We start from the raw sequence: 21,958 nt of genomic DNA, 5'->3' as shown, positions 1-21,958 counted from the left end.
AAAGGCGGGGAACTGGCGGTCAGCGGTCGCTGCGGATCAGCACGCCGTCCTTGACCTGGGCGGTCAGGGTAAAGGTCGGCTGCGTCACCTTGAAGGTCTTGAAGTCTAGCGTGCTTTCCGGCCCCACGCCGACAATGGGGAAGGGCGCATAGGTCAGCGGCTGGCCGGCTATGATCGTGGCGGGCTTGGCCATCGGGCGCACCAGCCAGGCGTGACCAGGACCATAGAACCGACCCACGCCGTCGCCGTCGATCAGCATCGCCGCGCCTTCGTCGATGCCGAGGCCCGCGATCGTCGGATCGTTCTCCTCCTGGATCAGCCGACCGACAAAGGCCACCAGCCGGCCCTGGCGATCGCGCTTGTCGAAGTGACTGTCGGTGATGACCTTCGACAGCCAGGGCAGGTGCAGGAAGTCGCGCACCAGGGTGACACCGGCTGCGGTGGGATTCTTCAGCGCCTCGGGCGAGGTCATGCTGATCGAGTCGAGGCACCCGTACGAATAGCCGCCCAGGATCGCCAGGCCGGCGCTGGTGCCGCCGACCGGCTTGCCGGCCTTGACGTGGGCGTCCAGCGCCTTGTTCAGGGCCGTGCCCTTCCAGGCGCGGATGTAGTTGCTCTGGTCGCCGCCGCCGAAGAAGATCCCGTCGGCGCGGGCGATGATGGCCAGCAGTTTGGGATCCTCGCCGGCGTCTTCGTTCTGGATCACCAGGGTCTCGACCGAGGCGACGCCGCCGACATCCTTGTAGATCTCGTCCTGCAGTTCGCGGCCGCCGCGGGCTCGCAGCACCACGATGTGGCCGCCGCCGGATTGCTTGACGAACTGACGGAAGGCCTCCAGCGGCCAGTCGCCGCCGCCCATCAGGGCCAGCAGCGGCCCGGTCTTGCCCGGGGTCGGGGCGGTGATATCGCCGATCACATAATACTCGTAGCCCGGTCCGACGGCGTCGGGACCCTTTGCGGGCGCATCGGCCGCAAGCGCGGTCAGGGGAAGGAGCAGGGCCGCCGCCATCGCGAGCGCCGAAAGTCTAGCCAGCATCATATCCATCCCTCGCCTGTCGCGATCCTGGCCGTGGGCGCGGCGCCAGGTCCAGAGGCCAAACGCGCACTGGACCCCGGTCGAGCCTGTTTCCGGACCCAGCGCTGCAGATCCGTGCGCTGTGCATCAAAGCTGCACGTGGAACACATTCTGTCCACCAAATCTGACAATTTGATCTTTTCGGCTTTCAATTTGTGAGAAATGCAATCCAACATGAGCGGACCTTGGGGTGCAACCCGGCGTCGGGCCTGTCCACGAGAATGGATGCGCCGCTAAAAAAGAGGGGATAATGATGAAGATGCATCTGCTTGGGGCCAGCGCCCTTGCCGGCGCGGCGGGCCTGATGATCACCGGCCAGGCGCTTGCGCAAACCACCCCACAGACGGACGAGACAGCGGTCGAGGCCCTGGTCGTCACCGGCTCGCGCATTCCCCGGATCGCCACCGAGGGCCCGGCCCCGGTCACCGTCATCACCAGCGAGGCCATCAAGGCCGCGGGCTTCAACAGCGTGCCGGACGTGCTGCGCAGCCTCACCCAGAACGGCGGCGAGACCCAGACCCAGCAGTCGTCCAGCGGCGCCGACTGGACGCCCGGCGCCCAGCAGGTCGACCTGCGCGGCCTGGGCCCCAATCATACCCTGGTGCTGGTCAACGGTCGCCGCATCGCCGACTTCCCCCTGCCGTTCAACGGCAAGAGCGCCTTCACCGACACCTCCTCGATTCCGCTGGGCATGATCGACCGCATCGAGGTGCTCAGCGGCAGCGCCTCGGCCGTCTATGGCTCGGACGCCATCTCGGGCGTTGTGAACTTCAATCTGAAGAAGAAGGCCGACGGCACGATCGTCGACGTCACCTTCGGCGGGCTTGAGCACGGCGGCGCCAGCAGCCAGCGCGTCAATGTCTCCAGCGGCTTTTCGCAGGGTGACTTCGACCTCGTCATTGGCGGCGAGTTCGTCAACCAGAAGCCACTCTGGGCCTATGACCGCGACATCCAGGACAGCACCAAGGACGCCCCGACCGCTCGCGCCCGTATCGCGCGCCGCGACTTCCTGCGCATGGATCCTGACGCTGAAGTCTATATCGATCCAGGCCGCGCCACCTGCGCCACGCTCAGCAAGCTGAACGGCGGCTCAGTGGAATACGCCAGCCGTCCGGGCTGGGGCGACTATGACGCCGACCTGGATGACTACGGGCCCGGCTATTATTGCGGCAGCTACAGCTCGATCGGCTACGGCACCATCATCAGCGAACGCAAGAGCGCCAACGTCGTGGCCTCGCTGAACTATGCCAAGACCGACGACCTGTCGTTCTTCGCCGACATCTCGGCCGGCTACAGCCGCACCCGCCAGTTCCAGGATGTGCTGAACTGGGAATACCAGGACGCCAATGGCAGCGAAGACGGCATTTTCTACAACCAGTTCACGGGCGCTCTGGACCTGTGGCACCGCAACTTCACGCCTGAGGAAATGGGCGGCCTGAGCAAGGGCTACATCAAGAACGTCTCGCGCACCTTCAGCATCACGCCGGGCGTCAAGGGCTCGCTGGGCGGCGGCTGGGACTACGAGGCCTTCTATAATTTCAGCCAGTACAAGTCGTCGATCAGCTGGCCCAAGGTTGTGACCTCCAAGGCCACGGCCCTGTTCCTGGGCGCGCAGCTGGGCGTCGATGAGGATAGTGGCTATCCGATCTTCAACGCCGATCCGGCCCGTCTCTACAGGCCGCTGACGGTCGCCGAGTTCAACTCGATCACTGCGCGCACCACCTACAAGCCGGTCGCGCGCCAGCAGGGCGTGTCGTTCCAGGTCAACAAGGCCGACCTGTTCACCCTGCCCGCCGGCCCGGTCGGCTTCGCGGCCGTCGCCGAGCTTGGTAAGCAGTCCTACAAGCTGGGCCTCGATCCCCTGGCCACCCAGAACTACTACTACGGCCTGCGCGACGCCGACGGCGATGGCTCGCGCAAGCGCTGGGGCGCCGGCTACGAGTTCCGCGCCCCGCTGCTCAAGAGCCTGGAGCTGAGCACGGCCGGCCGTTATGACGGCTACAAGTACGGCGGCAACTCCATCGACAAGTTCACCTACAACGGCGGACTTGAGTGGCGGCCGGTCAAGACGCTGCTGGTGCGTGGCGCCTATGGCACCGGTTTCCGGGCCCCTGACCTGCACTATGTCTTCGCCAAGGAAGGCATCAGCCACCCCTCAGGCACGGACTATTATCGCTGCCGCAGCGAGGAGCCCGACGAGGAGGTGGGCGACTGCAGCTATGCGGGCGAGGGCCTGGTGAAGGTTCGCCTGGGCAACGCCAAGCTGAAGCCGGAGACCTCCAAGTCGCTGAACTATGGCGCAGTCTGGTCGCCGATCCGCAACTTCGACATCTCGGTCGACTATTTCCGCGTGCAGCTCGACAACGCCGTGCTCGACATGAGCCTGGACAGCGTGCTGCGCCAGGAAGCCGACTGCCGACTGGGCAAGACCAGCGCAGGCACGGCCGTCAGCGCGTCCTCGCCGACCTGCGTCGACGCCCTGGCCCGGGTGGCCCGCAACCCGCTGACCGCGGCGATCAATCCCGGCGCCATCGCGACCGTGACGATCAATCCGATCAACGTCGCCACCGAAAAGACCACCGGTGTCGACGTGGCCGCCCACTATCGCTGGCCGACCGAAAGCTTCGGGACGTTCAATTTCGGCCTGACCCATACCTGGGTGCACAAGCACACCAGCCGGCAGTATCCGGGCGATCCGATCGAGAACCAGCTGGCCTATGACAGCGGCTTCTACATCCCGCGCTCCAAGAGCACCGGTTCGATCAACTGGACCCTGGACCGCCTGACCCTGGGCGTGCACGGGCAGCGCCTGGAGCGCTTGCCCAACTACGCAGAGGATGGCTGGATCAAGGAGAGCTATCTCTACAACGCCACCGTCCAGTACGACCTGAACGACACCACCCGGATCAGCCTGGCGGTCGACAACCTGCTGGACAAGGGTCCCCAGCGCGACCCGACCTATTCGGGCTATCCCTACTATGACACCTCGTGGTTCGACTCGACCGGGCGCAGCTACTACCTGCAGTTGACCCACAAGTTCGGCGGGGCGGGCGGGCTGTAAGGCTCCCCGGCGATTGAAGGCGGCCGCCTCGCGGCCGCCTTTTCGCAAAGGTTCAGGGAGCGGGCGGCCTGGCGGCCAGGACCCGCGCCCACGCCGCTTCCGCCGTATCGGCGAAGGCGAAGAGATCCAGATCCGCCGGGTCGATCATGCCGTGCTCGACCAGGGCGTCGAAAGCGATCACCGAGCGCCAGTAGGCCTCGTCGACCAGCACGATCGGGATGGGCGGGCACTTGCGGGTCTGGCGCAGGGTCAGCAGTTCGAACAGCTCGTCGAAGGTGCCAAACCCGCCCGGAAAGACCACCAGGGCGTTGGCGCGCATGGCCAGGTGCATCTTGCGCATGGCGAAATAGTGAAACCGGAAGGTCAGTTCGGGCGTCGAATACGGGTTGGGTCGCTGCTCGCGCGGCAGGGTGATGTTGAAGCCGATGGATGGCGCGCCCACGTCGAAAGCGCCGCGATTGGCAGCCTCCATCAGGCCAGGGCCGCCGCCTGTGGCGATGACGTTGTCGCGCGGCTGGCCATCGACATGAGTGGCCAGGCCCTGCTCGGAGACGATGCGCCCAAAGCGCCGCGCCAGGGCGTACCATTCGCCGCGCCGGCCCGGGGAATCCTCCCGCACCCGGGCGCTGCCGAAGACCACGATGGTCGAGCACACGCCCCAGGCGCGAAGGGCTTCGTCAGCCTTGGCGAATTCCAGCAGGAACCGGACGCTGCGCATCGAGTCGCCCAGCAGGAAGTCCTGGTCGAGGGCCGCCAGGCGATAGGATGTGGAGGCTTCCTGCCGGTCACTGTTCGCCCCGGGCGCGGGGGCGCCGGGGTTCGGGGTATCGCTCGGCATGAACGCTAGGCGGTCGCTGGAGCGAACAGGTCGTCCAGACCGACGCGGACCCTTTGCAGGACGTCCGAGCGAGACTCCTCGGTGATGTTCGAGACGATCGAGCCGAAATGCTTGTGGTCGAGAACCCGCAGACCGCAAACGCCTGACAGGTGCAGGTCGAACACCGTCATCAGGGCTTTCAGGGCGCCGGTGTCGTTGACCCAGTCCTCGGGCGCGCCCGAGGTTGAAAAGCTGAGCAGGGTCTTGTCGTCCAGAAGCGATTCCGTGCCGCCCAGGCCCGGCGCATAGCCAAAGCCCATGCTGAACATCCGGTCGACATAGCCCTTCAGGATCGCGGGCGGGGCGTTGAACCAGAACGGATAGACGAAGATGAAACTGTCGACATCGCCGACCAGCCCGCGCTCGGCGACGATATCGGCGGCCGGATGTGCGCCCGACGCGGAGGGCAGTTCCGTGGCCTTGAGGCGGGGGTCGAAGTCGAGCGCGTAGAGATCGCGCAGCAGCACGGTGTGACCGGTCGCGCGCAGATGCTCTACGCAGGTTCGGGCGATCGTGGCGCAGAAGCTGTCGGGCTTGGGGTGGGCGAGGATGACGGCGTGTTTCATGGGGCGGCTCCCAGGCGGCGACGGGTTGCCTTCACAGACTAGTCCTCGGCCAGGCCGCCAAATTGATCCAGATCACGGAATGGGGCGCAGTCTGGCCGATCCTGCCGGCTCCAGCAGGCCTTGCCGGTTCGCGTCGCGTCCGATCTGGCCCATCCCCGCGAGATCTCATCATGACCCCGATCCTGTCGTTTCATGGCGCCGCTGGCTGCGTGACCGGCTCCTGCGCCCGCCTGCAGACCCAAGAGGCCACGGTGCTGGTCGACTGCGGCATGTTCCAGGGTTCGAAGACTCTCAAGGCGCTGAACTATGGCGACTTTCCCTTCGACCCCACCCGGATCGACGCCGTTCTGCTCACCCACGCCCATGTCGACCATAGCGGCCTGCTACCCAAGCTGATGCTGGCGGGCTTCGAGGGGCCGATCTATGCGACGGCGGCCACGCGCGACCTGTGCGCGGTGATGCTGGCCGACGCGGGCGGGATTCAGGAGGCGGAGGTGGCGACGCTTAATCGGCGCAACCAGAGACGGGGTCTGGCTCCGGTCGAGCCCATCTATACCGAAGCCGACGCCGCCCGCGTGATGAAGCAGTTTCGGAAGGTCAAGCTGGGTGAGCCGGTAGAGGTCGCGTCCGGGATCTCGGCGATCTACTGGGAGGCCGGCCACATCCTGGGCTCAGCGTCGATCGAGGTCGAGGTCGGTGCGAAAGACGCCCGCAAGCGCCTGCTGTTCTCCGGCGACCTCGGCTCGGGCGGCGGCGACTTCGTCGCCGATCCGCAAGGTCCCACGGGCGTCGATCATCTGATCCTTGAATCCACCTATGGCGACCGCGAGCGCACCGTCACCAGCGGCGTCGCGCGGCGCGCGGCCCTGGCCGAGGAGCTCAAGGCGGCGCACGCCGCTGGCGGTCCGCTGCTGATCCCCGCCTTCGCGCTGCAGCGCAGCCAGGAACTGCTGGTCGATCTGCTGCAACTGATGGAGGACGGCGACGCGCCGCGCGGCGACATCTTCCTGGACTCGCCCCTGGCCATCGAGGCCTCCAAGGTGTTCCTCGACCGGGGCTGGAATCCCGCCCTGCAGCGAAACCCTTTCGAGCCGGTCCGCCCCTCCGAGCATCTGCGCTTCCTGGACAAGCCCTGGGACAGCGATGGCCTGGAGCGGCTGTCCGGCTGGCATGTGATCCTGGCCGCCAGCGGCATGTGCGATGCGGGCCGGGTGCGCAAGCATCTTAAGCGGTTGCTGTGGCGCAAGGAGGCGACTGTGCTGCTGTGTGGGTTCCAGGCGGCCGGCACGCTGGGCCGGTTGCTCGCCGAGGGCGCCGAACGCGTCAGCATCCAGGGCGACGAGGTGCGGGTTCGGGCGCGGGTGCGCAGGCTCGACGCCTATTCGGCCCATGCTGACGCCGCCGGCCTCACACGCTGGGCGCTCGATCGGGCGCCTGTCGCCGGTTCCATCCTGCTGGCCCATGGCGAGCCTGACGCCACCGCCGGGTTGCGGGATCGGCTGACCAGCGCCGGATTCGATGCGGCCGCAATTCTGATCCCCGACCTGGACGACGCCTTTGATCTCGGCGAGGGACCCGCCGTCCCGCTCAAGTCGTCGCCCGCCAGGTTGCCGCCCCATGCCGCCTCCAAGCTCGACTGGCACAACAAGCGGGTCGCCTTTCAGATGGCGCTCAACGCCGCCCTCGGCGGCGCCGAGAGCGACGCGGCGCGCGAAGCGCTGTTGCGCCGCCTCAGCGCGGTGGTCGAAGGCCGGCCGGACAGGCCGCAAAATGCGACCTCGGCGAGCGAACTTGATTCAGCTCAAGGCCCGCCGCCGCCGGTGGGGGTGTTCTAGCAACGTCATCCGCCCCCTTTTCGCAAGGCAAGACAATGGCATCTCGTAAGATCAAGACGATCGCCCGCGACGGTCGCGACGCGTTCCAGAACGTCACCGACCACCTCAAGACCATGGTCGACCACTTGGGCCACGACGCTGGCGATGCGGCCTCGGTGAGCGCCGTGGCCCTGGGTCATGCCGCCATAGAACTGGTCGGCGATGTCCAGACCAAGCTGGATCGTCTCGAGAGAGCGGCGAAGAGGGAGGTCCGGCGCCACCCGGCCGAAGCCCTGGCCGCGACCGCCGCGAGCTCGGCGCTTGTCGCCGCCATCGCCGCCGGTCTGATCACCTACACCCTGGTTCGTCGGGGTCAGGACGCCTAGCGCCCTGACCGGTCGACGCAGAAACTGCGCCTAGGCTGCGACAGGCTCGAGGCGCCAATCCTGGCCGACGGCGAACAACTGGATGCGGCCTGGGGGTGATCCGTAATCGATCAACGACACCCACATCGGCATGAAGCGCAGCAGGACCACGCCGCGCCCGGCGGGGTGGGGCTCGAAGCGGGCGAACTCGGGGGTTCCCCAGATCCGGCGATTGAGCGCATCGACCCACTGCGGGTTGTCGATGACGCTGGCCTTTCCGGCCAGGGACAGGCCCTGAGGCGGGCCCCGGTCGTCGCCGCCGATGGCGATCGAGACCCGGGGATCGGCGACGATATTGACGTGCTTCTGGCTGTCCTGAGCGACCAGGAAATACAGCGCAAGGCCGTCGGCCAGATAGTTCACCAGGGTGGCCTGTGGCCAACCGTCAGCACGCAGGGTCGCCACGCTCATCAGATGGTGGCGGGCCAGGATCGCGTTGACCCTGGCTTCGGGTGTCGCGGAGGATGCGAGCGGCTCAGTGGGCGGCTCGGGGGGCGGACGGTGTGAATCTTCGGCCATGAGGGCCTCCGGTAGACGTCGCGCGAAGTTCAGGCTGCGACGAGATCGGCCATTCGCACCGGCGCGGCGACCCGGAACCGGCGGCAACCCTCGAGGGCGACCAGGCCGTCAGCCTGCAATTGGGTGACCATGCGCGAGACGGTCTCGATGGTCAGGCCCAGATGATCGGCGATGTCCTGCCGGCTCATCGCCAGTTCGTTCCAGGCCGCGCCCTGCCGCTTGGCCACGTCGGACAGGAAGCCCGCGACCCGCTCATAGGCGCTCTTGCGCGCCAGCAGCATCATGTGGTCCTGAGCCCGACCCAGTTCCTGACCGGTAGCGCGCCAGATCAGACGCTCAAGGCGTTCGCCGGCCTCGCCGTAGTGTTTCAGCGCCGAGCGCTTGGCCACGAGGATCTTGCTGTCGCACAGCGCTTCGGCCGAGGCGCGGTGGGTGAGACCCGCCTCCAGGCCGAAAAGGTCGCCGGGATAGTAGAAGCCGGCGATCTGGCGACGCCCATCGCCCAGCAGGCGAGAGGCGCGAACCGCCCCGCGCTGGACCTGGTAGACCATGTCGGTCTCGTCATCCTGGGCGTAGATCTCTTCGCCGCTGGAGTAGGTCATGCCGACGCCGACCGCCGAGAAGACCTCGTCGGACGAGATCACCTGGGCGTGCGGCGGGGCGGCTTCAGCGCGGTCTCGCAGATAGGCGGGCATCGACATCGCACATCTCCCTGAGCAGTGGGTTTCAGGGATAGGTGAACGGCGGAGCATCTCACATTGGGATGTTTACGTAGGCGAAACAGATCCGCCGCCATGGCGGCCTAATCTGTCGCCCCGGGCTGAAGAACCAGGCGCGAGGCGAGGCCGGGCTCCTGGCTGATGACGATCCGCGCATCCAGCGCCATGACGCCCCGGGCGTCCACGCGCAGAGGGTTGATGTCCAGCTCGACGACATCGGGCAGATCCGTCGCGATCGCCGAAAGCGCCTCCAGGGTGGCGACCACCCCGTCGATGTCGGCCCTGGGCTCGTCGCGATAGCCGGCCAACAGGCGCGATATCCGGGTCCTGGCGATCATGGCGCGTGCCTGGTCGCCGCCCAGGGGTGGCAGGCCCAGGGCGTGGTCCTTCAGAACCTCGACCGCCTTGCCGCCGGCCCCGACCATCACGACAGGACCGAAGGTGGCGTCCAGAGCCAGGCCGACGATCAGTTCATGGGCGCGGCCTAGCGGGATCATGGTCTGCACCGCAAAGCCGGTGATCGTGGCGTCGGGCAAGGTCGCGGCGACGCGGGCCGCCATGGCCTCGGCGGCGGCACCGGCCGCCCGCGCGTCGGGCAAATCCAGGGCAACGCCGCCGACATCGGATTTGTGGGAGATCTGCGGCGAGACGATCTTGACAGCGTAGGGCGGCGCCAGTTCCGCGCAGACCCCGGCGACGTCCTGGGCCGTGGCGGCCAGTCGGGTCGGGACGGTGGTCACGCCATAGGCGCCCAGCAGGTCCTTGGCCTCGATCTCGTTGAGCAGGGTGCGCCCTTGCGACCGGGCGGTCTGGATCAGGGCCACAGCCGCAGCGCGATCGTCGGTACGCGGCTCGCGGCGGCCCTGCGCGCCGGACAGGCCGGCCTTTGCGCGGCGGGCGGCGAGAAGATGGCCAAAGCCCCTTATGGCGGAGTCCGGGGCCCCGAACATCGGAAGGCCGGCCGCGCTGAGGATCGGTCCGGCGACATCCTGATTGGCGTCGCCCAGCCAGCAGGCGATAACAGGCTTGAGCACGCCGCGTCCGCGAGCGGCGACGACGCTGTCGGCGACGCCTTGGGCGATGTCGCGCGGCTGGGTCAAGGCGGTCGGGCAATTCATGACCAGAACGGCGTCGACCCCGGGGTCCGACAGCACCGCGTCAAGCGCCATGCGATAACGCTCGACCGGCGCGTCGCCGATCAGGTCCACCGGATTGGCGTGCGACCATCCGGCGGGGAGGACGGCGTTGAGGCGCTCCAGGGTCTGGGGCGCCAGCTCGGCCAGGACGCCTTCGCGGGTCGTCATGGCGTCCAGCGCCAGGATGCCGGCTCCGCCGCCATTGGTGATGATGGCCAGCCGATCGCCGGCCAGGCCCTGTCCGACGCGCAGAACGGCGGCGGCGTCGAAGAGTTCGGTCAGGCTCTCGACCTGGACGATGCCGGCCCGTTCGAAAGCGCAGACATGAACATCATAGGCGCCGGCCAGGGCGCCGGTATGGGAGCGGACAGCCCTGCCGCTGGCGGGGTTTCGTCCGGCCTTCAGGGCGATCACTGGCTTGATGCTGGCGGCCGCCCGGGCTGAGGCCATGAACTTGGCCGCGTGGGTGACGCCCTCAATATAGAGCAGGATGGCGTCGGTATGGGGATCGGCCGCGAACAGATCGATCAGGTCGCCAAGGTCGACCTCGGCCATGTCGCCCACCGAGACGATTCCGGAAAAGCCCAGTTGCCGGGTCGAGGCCCAGTCGATCAGCCCGCTGATCAGGGCACCGCTCTGGGAAATCAGGGCCAGATTGCCTGCAATGGGCGCGCCGCGCGCGAATGAAGCGTTGAGGCCGGCGTGGGGCGCCAGCAGGCCCAGGCCATTGGGTCCGACGATGCGCAGTCCATAGGGCCTGGCGGCGTCCAGCATGGCTTGCCGCAATCCGTTGGCGTCGGTGAGGCCTGCCGAAAGGATCACGGCGACCTTGACGCCGGCCGCGCCCAGTTCGGCGATCACCGGGGGAACGGCGGCGGCCGGGACGATCACCACGGCGAGGTCGGGCGGCTCTGGCAGGTCGGCAATGCGGGCCGCCCAGCGCGTTCCCGCCACCTCCAGCCGGCGCGGATTGACCAGATGGATAGGCCCGGCGAAGCCGCCGGACAGCAGGTTGTCGACCACCACCTGGCCGACCGAGCCCGGATGGTCGGAGCCGCCAATCACCGCCACCGAGGCGGGCGAGAGCAGAGCGGCTAGGTTGTATGGCGACATCGTGACCTCGGGCGTCCTGACCCATCCGCGCGGGCCGTCGCGGGACAAGGGCGGCGCCAGGCTGCTGACGCGCAATCCGTAGAGTCCCGCACCAGATCTTCCGCCGAACCGGTTTGTAACCCGCGAGGCGACGGGGCATTGTCTGGCTGCAGCTAGGGTCCAGATCATCTCGACCGCGGAAAGATGAAGAGCGTATGGCGTCCGGTTCGGCCCTGCAACAAGATCAGATGAAGGGCTACGGCGTGGCTCTGGCGGCCTTCGCCCTGGCGGTTGCGATTCGCGGACTCCTGGCGCCTTGGCTGGGGAACCATGCCGCCCATCTGCTTTTCACCGCGCCCATCGTCGTTGCCGCCGCGTTCGGCGGGGTTGGCGCGGGCCTCGGCGCCACGTTCCTGGGCCTGATCGCCGGCTTCCTGTTCGCTGGCCACGACCAGCCCACAGCTCTGGCGATGATGGAGGCCCTGACATTCCTGTTGGCGGCGACGGGAATCACGCTGGTGGGGGCGGAGATCGGTCGTCTGCGTCGGGAAGCGGTGATCAACGAACAAAACGCGGCGGCCCGCGCGCGGCAGGCCGAAGACGTGGCCAGCGAGCTCAACCTGCTCATCGATGGGGCGACCGAATACGCCATCTCCATGCTCGATCCCGAAGGGCGGGTGCGGATCTGGAACGCCGGCGGGCAAAGACTGATGGGCTGGAGCGAGGCCGAGGCTGTGGGTCAGTACGTCGCGGCTTTCTACCCGCAGGACGCCCGCCAGGCGGGCAAGCCGCAGGATGATCTCGCCAGGGTCCAGGCCGAGGGCAAAATCGAGGAAGACCGCTGGTTCCTGCGCCAGGACGGCTCGGAGTTCCTGGCGCATGTTTCCATCACCGCCCTTTATGACCGGGCCGGCGTCCTGCGGGGCTTTGGCAAGGTCCTGCGTGACGTCACCGACCAGCGCGCCAGCGAGCGGGCGCTTGACGCCGGCGCCGAACATCTGCGGTCGATCCTGTCCACCGTCCCCGACGCCATGGTCGTCATCGACCAGCGTGGCAAGATCCTGTCGTTCAGCGCCGCCGCCGAGCGGCTGTTCGGCTTTCTGGAAGCTGAGGTTGTGGGCGAGAACGTCCGCTGCCTCATGCCCTCGCCGGACCGCGAGCGTCACGACGGTTATATCGAACGCTACCTGACCACCGGCGAGCGCAAGGTGATCGGTATGGGACGCGTCGTGGTCGGCCTGCGCAAGGATGGCACGACCTTTCCGATGGAGCTGTCGGTCGGCGAAGCCACCGGTCAGGGCCCTCGAGTCTTCACCGGCTTTGTCCGCGACCTGACCGATCGCCAGCGCACCCAGGCCCGCCTGGAGGAACTCCAGGCCGAGCTGATCCATATCGCCCGGGTCAGCGGCATGGGGACCATGGCCTCGACCCTGGCCCACGAGCTTAATCAACCGATCACCGCCGTGGCCAACTATGTCGAGGCCGTGCGCGATCTTCTGGCCAGGCCGGATCCCGATGAACTGCCGATGATCCGCGAGGCGCTGGCCGACGCGGCCGGCGAAGCGATGCGCGCAGGCAACATCGTCCGACGTCTGCGCGACTTCGTCGCCCGGGGCGAAGTGGAAAAGAGTGTCGAGGACCTGCCGGCCGTCATTCACGAAGCCGCCGCCCTGGGCTTGATGGGCGCCCGGGACCAGGGCCTGGACCCGATCTTCGAGCTGGACGCCGACGCGACGCCGGTGCTGATCGATCGCGTGCAGATCCAGCAGGTGGTGATCAATCTGGCGCGCAACGCCGTCGAGGCGATGAGCGGAGCCGATCAGCCCAGGCTGTGGCTGAGCACCCACGATCAGGGCGATGGCCTGGTGCGGGTCACGATCGCCGACAACGGCCCCGGCGTGGCGCCGGGCATCGGCGGTCAGCTGTTCACCGCCTTCGTCAGCACCAAGACCGAGGGCATGGGGCTGGGGCTGTCGATCTGCCGTACGATCGTCGAAGCCAACGGCGGTCGCATCTGGCATGAGCCGCGCCCAGGCGGCGGCTCGCAGTTTCATTTCACACTGGTCAAGGTTGAGAAGGAAATCCTCCATGAACACTAGGCGGATGATCCATATCGTCGATGACGAAGAGGCGATCCGTCGCTCTGCCGGGTTCATGCTCAAGACCTCGGGCTATGCGGTGTCGACCTATGCTTCGGGAGACGCCTTTCTGCAGGAGGCCAGGGACGCTGAGCCGGGTTGCGTGCTGCTGGACGTGCGCATGCCTGGCATGGACGGCCTTGAGGTCCAGAAGGCGATGGCCGAGCGGGGCATCGCCATGCCTGTGGTGGTCCTGACCGGGCACGGCGACATCACCGTGGCGGTTCGCGCCATGAAGGGTGGGGCGGTCGACTTCATTGAAAAGCCGTTTGAAAAGGCGGTGCTGCTGACCGCCATTACGGCGGCCTTCGAACGGCTGGACGACGCGGGCGCCCGAGCGGCGCGGGCGGGGGACGCCGCCGTCGCCATCGCGGCCCTGACCAGTCGCGAGCAGGACGTGCTCCGAGGCCTGGCCCAAGGCCTGCCCAACAAGACCATCGCCTTCGACCTGGCCATCTCGCCGCGCACCGTCGAGGTGCACCGCGCCAATCTGATGGCCAAGCTGCAGGTAAGGAGCCTGTCCGAGGCGCTGCGGATCGCCTTCGCCGCAGGCCTGCAGGAACAGGCCTAAGGAGCTCTACGTAGCGACCACGCCATTGTCGTATGGCATCCCCCGCACGTGACCCGTCTTGGTCGCGAAGGCAGGCCGGAAATGACGCAAGCGCTCTCCAACACCGTCGAACACCGCGCGCGGCTGCTGCTGGTCGAAGACGACGCCGGCGTGCGTCGCTCGCTGCAGCTGCTGCTGCACGGCCGCGGCTTCGAGGTGCGCGCCTACGCCTCGGGCCTGGCGCTGCTGGCCGATCCCACGGCGCTCGATGCGGTATGCCTGGTGGCGGACTATCGCATGCCCGAAATCGACGGCCTGTTGATCCTGACCCGGTTGCGCGAGCTGGGCTGGCGGGGCGAGGCGCTGATGATCACAGCTTTCCCGACGGCGCGGGTGATCGATCAGGCCCTCGCGGCCGGCTACAGCCGCGTGATCGAGAAGCCGATGGCCGAGGCCGTCCTGGTCGAGGCGGTCGAGCGTGTCATGGCCGCGCACCACGACCCTAAGTAAAACTCCCAACTGCGAGGCGGCGGCGGCGGCGGTATCAAACCGCCACCACGAGGCGGCCTGCTCCATCCAGGCCAAGCCTTTGCGACACCTGGAGAGACACCATGGACAAGACCATGAGGGCCGCTGTCGTTCGGGCCTTTGGCCAGGCGCTGGTCGTGGAGGACATCGCGCGACCCGTGCCGGGGCGCGGTCAGGTGCTGGTCAAGATCGCCGCCTGCGGAGTGTGCCACACCGATCTGCACGCAGCCCATGGCGACTGGCCCATCAAGCCCAGCCTTCCGTTCGTTCCGGGCCATGAGGGTGTCGGCACCGTGGTCCAGGTCGGCAAGGGCGTCGAGCACGTCAAGGAAGGCGACCGGGTCGGCGTCCCCTGGCTGCACTCGGCCTGCGGCCACTGCACCTACTGCCTGAGTGGCTGGGAGACCCTGTGCGAGGCGCAGCAGAACACCGGCTACTCGGTCAACGGCGGCTTCGCCGAATATGTGCTCGCCGACGCTGACTATGTCGGCCATCTGCCGGCCAATCTGAGCTTCCTGGAAGCGGCGCCGATCCTGTGCGCCGGCGTCACCGTCTACAAGGGCCTGAAGGTCACTGACGCCAAGCCCGGCGACTGGGTGGCGATCTCCGGCATCGGCGGGCTAGGCCACATGGCCGTGCAGTACGCCAGGGCCATGGGGTTCAAGGTCGCCGCCGTCGATATCGACAAGGACAAGCTGCATCTGGCGCGAACCTTGGGCGCGGAGATCACCGTGGACGCCCGCGAGACCGATCCGGGCCCCTATCTGCAGACCCAGATCGGCGGCGCGCATGGCGTGCTGGTCACCGCCGTGTCGCCCATCGCCTTCTCGCAAGCCATGGGCATGGTTCGGCGCGGGGGCACTGTGTCGCTCAACGGCCTGCCGCCCGGCGATTTCCCGCTGTCGATCTTCGACACGGTGCTGCGCGGGATCACGGTGCGGGGCTCGATTGTCGGCACGCGCCTGGATCTGCGCGAGGCCCTGGCCTTCGCCGCCGACGGCCGGGTACGGGCGACGGTCCACGCCGAGGGCCTGCACAACATCAACAGCGTTTTCGACCGCATGGCGCGGGGCGAGATCGAAGGCCGCGTGGTGCTCGATTTCGAGGATCGGCTGTGAGCGGCCGTGGGATCAGCAGCGCGGGACTGCTTGCTGTCCTGGCCCTGGGCCTGGCGGGCGCTCAGGCTTCCGCCGAGCCTGCGTCCAAACCCCCACAGGCGTTCGGCGGCCAGGGGATCGCCCAGCGCAACTGCGGAACCTGCCATGCGCTAGACGGGCGGCCCAGCCCGCTGGCCGATGCGCCGCCGTTCGCGACCCTGTATCGACGCTACCCGCCCGGCGGGCTCGACCAGATCCTGACGGAAGGCATGCTGGCCCCCAGTCGCAAGCCCGAGGAGGGCTCACCTGAGCGCCATCCGCGCATGCCCATGGTCGAACTGGACGATGACGAGGTCGCCCAACTGAAAGCCTATTTGAAAAGCCTGGATCCACGGACTCACAACCGTCAGTAACGAGCGCAGGCGCGTCACCGCTTCGACCTCCGCCGACGGAGACGGACTGGCGAGAAGAAGTTTCCCCTCAGTTGCGCGAGATCAATACCACTCAAGCTTCATTGCGAGATAATCAAGCCACGAACAGGGAGGTTCTCGATGACTGTTCTTCAACTGACCCTTGGCATTCTGGAGACCGTCGCGTTCGTCGCGTTCGTCTTGACCCTGAGCGCCGTTTCGCTGCTGACCTTGGTAGGCGAGGGGCCGGTCATGCGCAGGTCGCCACGGCCCTCTGATCGGCGGATCGCGCGATGACTGACCGCCCTGACGCTGGGCTCAGGCTTGTCCTGATCGCCGCAATCCTGGCGGTGGGCGTGATCTCGCTGGCCGCCTGCCAGCCGCAGCAGTTTCGGCAACCCCGTCATGAGCCGGCCACGCGCCTCTGAACCTGACCAGACCCTAGGCGGCGATCCCCAGGGCCAGTAAGCCAAACAGCGCACCCTCGGTTTGCGACAGCCGCCAACCCCGATGGATAAACACTGCGCCCTGACGAAAGTCGCCAGCGGCGCGACGGCGCAGGTCGGCGAGCGTCCCGGCGTTCCGCCCGTCCGGGAACAGCCGGATCGCCAGGGCCTTGGCGCTGGTTCCCGGATTCTGTTCCAGCCAGGCCTTGCCGATACGTTCGACAGCAGCACGGTCCAGATCGTTGAAGCCTGCCGTCGGGGCGGCGAGGGCCACGGCGGGCAGACTGGCGCTGGCGGTCATCGCCAGCAGCGTGGCAAGCAGGTCGCGGCGGGCCAGAAGGGTCATCGGACGGCTTCCATCTTCAGCTTCAGGTGGTCGGCCAGGCGTAGGGTCAGGGCCAGCAGGGTCAGGGTGGGGTTGGCGATGCCCGAGGTCGGGAACACCGAACTGCCCGCGACATAGAGATTGGCCGTATCGTGGACGCGGCAATCGGCGTCGACCACGCCCTGCTTCGGATCGGCGTGCATCCGCGTCGTCCCCATGTGATGGCGCGAGGCGCTGGCGATGGCCACATAATCCGTATGCTGAATAGGCCAGCAGAGGCGGCCCTGACCGGATGCGCCCAGAGCGTCGCCCATGGCCGCCGTGGTGCGTTCAAAGCTGTCCCAGTCGGCCCGGGAATAGACCCAGTCCAGTCTGATGCGCGGCATGCCCAGCGGGTCGAGATTGGCCGTATCCAGGGTGATGCGGCTGTCGGGATTGGGGAAGTGCTCGGTCATGGCGAAGCAGCCGAACAGTTGCCCGCTCTGTTGATCCACGCCGCTGCCAGCATCCAGACGGGTCGCCGTCTGGCGGATGACCTTGGTCTCGGCCTGGGTCGGCGTGCTCGAGCCCGGTTCACCGCCGTTATAGAGGGTGAGGGTGAAGTTGCCGGTCTTCATCCGGGTCTGGCCGGCCAGGCCGCTGCCAATCACGCAGTGGGCGGCGGCGCGGGCGGGCGGCACATAGAGAGCCATCGACTCGGCTCGGGCGATACTGACCGCCGAGCCTTCCGTCTCGGCGTCGCCATCCATCGAATAGGTGACATGGCCCTGGAAGAACCGGCCCACCAGACCGTGACGATTGCCGACGCCCTCGGATCGCACGGTGTCGGAGGCCAGCATCAGCCGGGCATTCTCGATGCCGCCGGTCGCCAATACATAGGTCCGGGCCCTGGCGGTGTGGCGCTTGCCGCTGAGGCAGGCCACATCCAGCCCCTCGACAGTGTCGCCTTTTGCCGCGAGGCGAAGCTGGGTGGCGTTGGCGTAGAGATACACGGTGATGTTGGGCGCTTCTGCGAAGTCGGTGCGGAAAGCGTCGAAGGCCGCCTTGTCTGCCCCGCCCGAGATCTTCGAGAAGTAGCGTGGCGCGGAGAAGAAGCCGTCCTGGGGATCCAGGTCCAGCGGTCTGCGGGCCTTGTCCTGCAGCACCGGAGTGTCGGGTCCGAAATGCGGAATCCCCAGCAGGTCGCAGGCCCGGTCATAAAAGGGTTGAAGCTGCTCGCGGCTCATCGGCCAGCCGCTGTGGGGCGCCCAGTCGCGCTGGGCAAAGTCGGCGGGATCCAGAGGCGCGCACTTGCCGCCCCAAACATGGGCTGAACCGCCCAGGGCGCGGATCCGCGACTGCACCGGATAGTCGTTAAGCGCCCTGTCGGGGTTATCGGGTGCGCGGACGGTCGCTGAGCCCGCATAGAGGGCCTGATTGTCCATGTCGATCTCGCGACCGCCGCTCTCGAGGACAGCGACCCTGATCGGGCCGCCGGCCAGTTCCCGGGCCAGGGCGATGCCCGCAATGCCGCCGCCGATGATGATCAGATCGGCCTCGATCCGGCTGGCGTCAGGCAAGGTTCGGGCGTCGATGAAAGCCATCGTGGTTCCTGTCTGATTGTCGGAGGGGGCAGGGCGCCGGAGCGCTGTGCTCCGGCGGGATGCTTTAGACGCGCGCGCCCTTGGCCTTGAGATACTGGACTACGGCGAAGTGGCCGCGTCGGCTGGCCTGGCTGAGCGGTGAGCGGGTTTCGCCGGGATTGGCGACGACCGACCGGTTCACGTCGGCGCCCTTTTCAACGAGATAGCGCACGGTCGCCAGGTCGCCTGACTGGGCGGCGTTGATCAGCGGTGTCTCGTCGCCGGGGACAAACGACTCCACCGATGCGCCGTGTTCGACCAGGGCCTTGACGATGTCCAGGCGGCCGCGGGCGGCGGCCATGATCAGGGGGTTGCCATCCCCTCGGGAGCCCAGATTGGGGTCGGCCCCCTTGGACAGCAGAAGCTCGACCAGATCGACGCGGCCCCGGCGCGCGGCCTCGATCAGGGGCGTACCGTCGCCGACGACCTTAGTGTCGGGGTTGGCGCCGGCGGCCAGCAGTTCACGGACGGCCTGGGCGTCGCCCTGGCGAACGGAGTCGAACAACGGGCGACCCAGGTGGCGAGCAACGGCGCGGGCGGCCAGCTCGGGCGTTTGCTGGATCTCACGGGCGGGCTGTGCCGCCCAGGCCGTGAAGCCGACCCCCAGGGCCAGAATGGCGACCGAGACGGCGCCGGCCATCCGGCGGGCGTGGCCCAGACGGTGCTGCTTGAGCATGACGAATCTTTCCTTGAGTTGCTTGTTGGCCGAGGCTGGCCAGTGGCAGCCGAGCGGCGGCGCGTGGGGCGCCAGCTGAGTCTTCAGCATGGCCTCGCCATAGGTGCGGCGAGCCACGGGGTGGCGGTTGAGGACGGCTGCGTCACAGGCGATTTCCTGGTCGATCCGCAGGCGGCTTGCGCCGATGTGGACCAGAGGGTTGAACCAGAACAGGCACTGGACCGCGATGGTCAGGGCGTTGATCTGGGCGTCGCCCATCGACAGGTGATTGCGCTCATGGGCCAGGATCAGGGCCTGTTCCTCTGGCGTGAAGCGCAGGGCGAAGTCGGCGGGCAGGACGACCCGGGGCGATAGTGCGCCGATCACGGCGGGACCGACCCCGGCATGCTCGGCATGGAACAGGTCACCTTCGCCGCGCAGGCGGCCCAGCGACTTGAGGAACCGGCGCTGGCGCTCGGCCTGGACGCCGATGGCCAGCAGGGCGACCAGGGCCCAGGTGATGACCAGGAGGTTTCTCAGGCGATGCGAACTGGCGACTGAAGACAGGGTCGTCGTTTCGACCCCCGGCGTCGGCATGGGTCGCGGCTCAGGCGAGGGTGTCGGTTTCAGTGTCGGCGGTGTGCTCGCGACCACCGACGGCGCTGGCGGAGCGATGCTGACGACCCGCGCGGGCGCCAGCACGGCCAGAGCCGCCAGCGGAGCGATCAGCCATAGACCATAGGCCGCGCGCGCGCCAAACATCGACCGCACGGGTCGGCGCAGAATCAGGACCAGCAGGACGGCGGCGGCGATCGCGAGGTTGGCGCGCAGCAGCGCGGCGAGGATCTCACTTGCCATCGTCGAGGCTCTCCAGCAGGCGGCGCAGGTCGGCGACGTCCTGGTCGCTCAGTTTTTCGCGCTGTGAGAAATGGGCGACCAGCGGCGCCAGGCGGCCGTCGAACAGTCGGTCCAGCAGGCCCTGGCTTTCGGCGTGCACATAGTCGCCCTGGGCGACCAGCGGCCGGTAGAGGAAGCGGCGGCCATCGCGGTCAGCGGCGATGGCGTCCTTCTTCAGCAGGCGGTTGAGCAGGGTCTTCACCGTGGCGTCGGCCCAGTCCTGATCGGCGGGCAGGGCGGCGATGATCTCCTCGGCGCTGAGCGGGCTCTTGGCCCACAGCGCTCTCATCACCTGACTTTCGGCCGTGCTGATCCGCATGGAGCCTCTCCTTGTTGGCTCCATCGTTTACATCCGTAATCGATACAGTCAATCAACGATTACGGACGTAAACGAATTGTAATCTCCGAAGGCCGCCTGAGGCTAGGCGGCTCCCACCCGCGCCGGCGACAGCCGTAGCGCGTCGATGTGTCTGGGCATGGCCTCGGCGGCCTGACGGATCTCGCGGCGGATCTGTTCGAACTCGGCGGCGATGCGGTCCGCGTCGTGCAGATCGACCAGCGGATCGTAGGACCTGGGTCGCACGCCCTGACCGTCCAGCACCGCCTGCCAGCTGGTGGCGGTGAACATCTCTTCGGGATGCTGGGACAGGCGACCGCAGGCCCGGAACAGGGCCAGGCGTTCGGACAGGCTCTCGGGCAGTTGCATCTCGCGGCGCGAGCGCCACAGCGGCTCGTCGCGCTGGTTGGCGTGATAGTGCAGGACGATGAAGTCGCGGATGCGCTCGAAATCCAGCTGGATACGGGTGTTGTAATCGTCGACCTGCACGGGCTCCCAGGTCTTGCCGGGGAAGGCGGACAGGAACTTCAGCAGGCCGGCCTGGATCATGTGGATGCTGGTTGATTCCAACGGCTCGATGAAGCCGCTGGCCAGGCCCAGGCTCAGCACGTTCTTGTTCCAGGCTTTCTTGCGGCGACCGGTAACGAAGCGCAGGCGATTGGGCTCGGCCAGGGCTGAGCCGCCCAGGCTGGCGCGCAGGGTGGCCTCAGCCTCTTCGTCATCAATGAACGCGCTGGAATAGACATAGCCGTTGCCGTCGCGGTGCTGCAGCGGGATGTTCCAGATCCAGCCACCGGCCTGGGCCGTTGAACGGGTGAAGGGGCGGGGATCTTCCTGGCGCTCGCAGGGCATGGCCATGGCGCGGTCGCAGGGCAACCAGTGCGACCAATCCTCGTAGCCGGTCTTCAAGGTCTGCTCGATCAACAGGCCCCGGAAGCCGGAGCAGTCGATGAAGAAGTCGCCTTCGATCCGGCGGTCGCCTTCCAGCACCAGGGCCTCGACGAAGCCGTCCTCGCCGCGCTGGGCGACATGGGCCACCTTGCCCTCGATGCGCGTCACACCCAGGCGCTCGGCATAGGTCCGCAGGTAGCGGGCATAAAGCCCGGCGTCGAAGTGGAAGGCCGAGCCGAAGGTCGAGAGCGGCGACGCCGGGTCCCTGCTCTGCTGGCCAAAGCGCCCGCGTCGGGCGGCCTGGTCACACAGCGAATAGTCGCCCAGCGGCCCGGCCTTGTTCAGGGCCGACAGCTTGAGCCAGTACTGATGGAAGTAGCCGGGGTCCGGCGCGACGCCGTAGACCCCGAACGGGTGGAAATAGCTTTCGCCAGGGCGGGTCCAGCCGCGGAACTCGATGCCCAGCTTGTAGCTGCCTTTGGTCTCGCGGACGAACTCGGCCTCGTCCAGGCCCAGGGTCTGGTTGAAGCTCCGGATCGGCGGAATGGTGGCCTCGCCGACGCCGATCGTGCCGATCTCGGCGGACTCCACCAGCGTGATGGCGCAACGGCGTCCGAGGGCGCGCGAAAACAGGGCCGCCGCCATCCAGCCGGCCGTGCCGCCGCCCAGAATGACGATCGAGCCGGGCAGGTTGTCACTCTTGGGATCGACCACCGGAGGGCTCCTTGAACTCAGGCGATCATGATCCGCCGGAGCGTAGAAACAAGTCCGGGACCGC

Annotated in this window: 20 protein-coding genes; 9 read left to right on the top strand and 11 right to left on the bottom strand. The window is 67.4% G+C overall.

All coding sequences use genetic code 11. The features are described 5' to 3' along the window. Nucleotides 1-19: 19 nt before the first annotated feature. Nucleotides 20-1,036 carry a cyanophycinase gene (locus tag ACN2C7_RS17485; protein WP_419318691.1) on the bottom strand — a complete coding sequence of 339 codons (1,017 nt, stop codon included), beginning with the start codon at nt 1,034-1,036 and terminating at the stop codon, nt 20-22. A gap of 292 nt (nt 1,037-1,328) precedes the next feature. Here ACN2C7_RS17485 and ACN2C7_RS17480 point away from each other — a divergent pair, with 292 nt between their 5' ends. After that, nucleotides 1,329-4,136 carry a TonB-dependent receptor plug domain-containing protein gene (locus tag ACN2C7_RS17480; RefSeq protein ID WP_419318689.1) on the top strand — a complete coding sequence of 936 codons (2,808 nt, stop codon included), beginning with the start codon at nt 1,329-1,331 and terminating at the stop codon, nt 4,134-4,136. Between the two features lie 52 nt (nt 4,137-4,188). Here ACN2C7_RS17480 and ACN2C7_RS17475 read toward each other — a convergent pair whose 3' ends face one another. After that, nucleotides 4,189-4,974, bottom strand: a complete 786-nt coding sequence (locus tag ACN2C7_RS17475; protein ID WP_419318687.1) for a TIGR00730 family Rossman fold protein — start codon at nt 4,972-4,974, stop codon at nt 4,189-4,191. Nucleotides 4,975-4,979: 5 nt separating this feature from the next. Next, the gene (locus tag ACN2C7_RS17470; protein WP_419318685.1) at nt 4,980-5,579 is read right to left on the bottom strand and encodes an NAD(P)H-dependent oxidoreductase; all 600 of its coding nucleotides are present in this window, start codon (nt 5,577-5,579) and stop codon (nt 4,980-4,982) included. Between the two features lie 170 nt (nt 5,580-5,749). On the opposite strand from ACN2C7_RS17470, the gene ACN2C7_RS17465 reads away from it, so the two are divergent. Both ACN2C7_RS17465 and ACN2C7_RS17460 read left to right on the top strand, forming a co-directional pair. Further along, nucleotides 5,750-7,414, top strand: coding sequence for an MBL fold metallo-hydrolase (locus ACN2C7_RS17465; RefSeq protein WP_419318683.1), 1,665 nt, complete (start codon nt 5,750-5,752; stop codon nt 7,412-7,414). 35 nt (nt 7,415-7,449) lie between these two features. Beyond that, complete coding sequence (locus tag ACN2C7_RS17460) at nt 7,450-7,779, top strand: hypothetical protein (RefSeq protein ID WP_419318681.1); 330 nt, start codon at nt 7,450-7,452, stop codon at nt 7,777-7,779. A gap of 30 nt (nt 7,780-7,809) precedes the next feature. Here ACN2C7_RS17460 and ACN2C7_RS17455 read toward each other — a convergent pair whose 3' ends face one another. The 3 genes from ACN2C7_RS17455 to ACN2C7_RS17445 form a co-directional block, all read right to left on the bottom strand. Continuing rightward, nucleotides 7,810-8,337, bottom strand: a complete 528-nt coding sequence (locus ACN2C7_RS17455) for a pyridoxamine 5'-phosphate oxidase family protein (RefSeq protein ID WP_419318679.1) — start codon at nt 8,335-8,337, stop codon at nt 7,810-7,812. A 29-nt stretch (nt 8,338-8,366) separates the two neighbouring features. Next, complete coding sequence (locus ACN2C7_RS17450) at nt 8,367-9,038, bottom strand: helix-turn-helix domain-containing protein (protein WP_419318677.1); 672 nt, start codon at nt 9,036-9,038, stop codon at nt 8,367-8,369. A 101-nt stretch (nt 9,039-9,139) separates the two neighbouring features. Further along, the gene (locus ACN2C7_RS17445; protein ID WP_419318675.1) at nt 9,140-11,305 is read right to left on the bottom strand and encodes an acetate--CoA ligase family protein; all 2,166 of its coding nucleotides are present in this window, start codon (nt 11,303-11,305) and stop codon (nt 9,140-9,142) included. A gap of 194 nt (nt 11,306-11,499) precedes the next feature. Here ACN2C7_RS17445 and ACN2C7_RS17440 point away from each other — a divergent pair, with 194 nt between their 5' ends. The 6 genes from ACN2C7_RS17440 (at nt 11,500) to ACN2C7_RS17415 (ending at nt 16,435) form a co-directional block, all read left to right on the top strand. After that, on the top strand, nt 11,500-13,383 hold the full coding sequence (locus tag ACN2C7_RS17440; RefSeq protein WP_419318673.1) for a PAS domain S-box protein: 1,884 nt from the start codon (nt 11,500-11,502) through the stop codon (nt 13,381-13,383). Beyond that, complete coding sequence (locus ACN2C7_RS17435) at nt 13,373-13,993, top strand: response regulator transcription factor (RefSeq protein WP_419318671.1); 621 nt, start codon at nt 13,373-13,375, stop codon at nt 13,991-13,993. Before ACN2C7_RS17440 ends, ACN2C7_RS17435 begins: the two co-directional genes overlap by 11 nt. A gap of 81 nt (nt 13,994-14,074) precedes the next feature. Further along, complete coding sequence (locus tag ACN2C7_RS17430) at nt 14,075-14,482, top strand: response regulator transcription factor (protein ID WP_419318669.1); 408 nt, start codon at nt 14,075-14,077, stop codon at nt 14,480-14,482. A gap of 101 nt (nt 14,483-14,583) precedes the next feature. After that, nucleotides 14,584-15,618 (top strand): alcohol dehydrogenase AdhP, encoded by a 1,035-nt coding sequence (adhP, locus tag ACN2C7_RS17425; protein ID WP_419318667.1) that lies wholly within the window; start codon nt 14,584-14,586, stop codon nt 15,616-15,618. Next, a complete protein-coding gene (locus tag ACN2C7_RS17420) occupies nt 15,615-16,010 on the top strand; it encodes a c-type cytochrome (protein WP_419318665.1) in 396 nt (131 codons plus the stop codon). The genes adhP and ACN2C7_RS17420 overlap by 4 nt, the downstream gene beginning before the upstream one ends. A 290-nt stretch (nt 16,011-16,300) precedes the next feature. Further along, a complete protein-coding gene (locus ACN2C7_RS17415) occupies nt 16,301-16,435 on the top strand; it encodes a hypothetical protein (RefSeq protein ID WP_419318663.1) in 135 nt (44 codons plus the stop codon). Between the two features lie 13 nt (nt 16,436-16,448). Here the strand turns inward: ACN2C7_RS17415 and ACN2C7_RS17410 are convergent, their stop codons facing one another. From ACN2C7_RS17410 to ACN2C7_RS17390, 5 genes are all read right to left on the bottom strand, one after another. Then, nucleotides 16,449-16,799, bottom strand: a complete 351-nt coding sequence (locus tag ACN2C7_RS17410) for a hypothetical protein (protein WP_419318661.1) — start codon at nt 16,797-16,799, stop codon at nt 16,449-16,451. Beyond that, on the bottom strand, nt 16,796-18,361 hold the full coding sequence (locus ACN2C7_RS17405; protein WP_419318659.1) for an FAD-dependent oxidoreductase: 1,566 nt from the start codon (nt 18,359-18,361) through the stop codon (nt 16,796-16,798). The genes ACN2C7_RS17410 and ACN2C7_RS17405 overlap by 4 nt, the downstream gene beginning before the upstream one ends. A 64-nt stretch (nt 18,362-18,425) precedes the next feature. Then, a complete protein-coding gene (locus tag ACN2C7_RS17400) occupies nt 18,426-19,913 on the bottom strand; it encodes a M56 family metallopeptidase (RefSeq protein ID WP_419318657.1) in 1,488 nt (495 codons plus the stop codon). Then, nucleotides 19,903-20,271, bottom strand: coding sequence for a BlaI/MecI/CopY family transcriptional regulator (locus tag ACN2C7_RS17395; protein WP_419318655.1), 369 nt, complete (start codon nt 20,269-20,271; stop codon nt 19,903-19,905). Before ACN2C7_RS17395 ends, ACN2C7_RS17400 begins: the two co-directional genes overlap by 11 nt. Before the next feature lie 102 nt (nt 20,272-20,373). Next, a complete protein-coding gene (locus tag ACN2C7_RS17390; RefSeq protein ID WP_419321496.1) occupies nt 20,374-21,825 on the bottom strand; it encodes a tryptophan halogenase family protein in 1,452 nt (483 codons plus the stop codon). Between the last annotated feature and the right edge of the window lie 133 nt (nt 21,826-21,958).

Origin of the sequence: Caulobacter sp. ErkDOM-E (assembly GCF_048541895.1) — a bacterium.
Taxonomy (GTDB): domain Bacteria; phylum Pseudomonadota; class Alphaproteobacteria; order Caulobacterales; family Caulobacteraceae; genus Caulobacter.
Note: the sequence above shows the minus strand (reverse complement) of the source record. Positions and strands in the feature narration are given on the sequence as shown.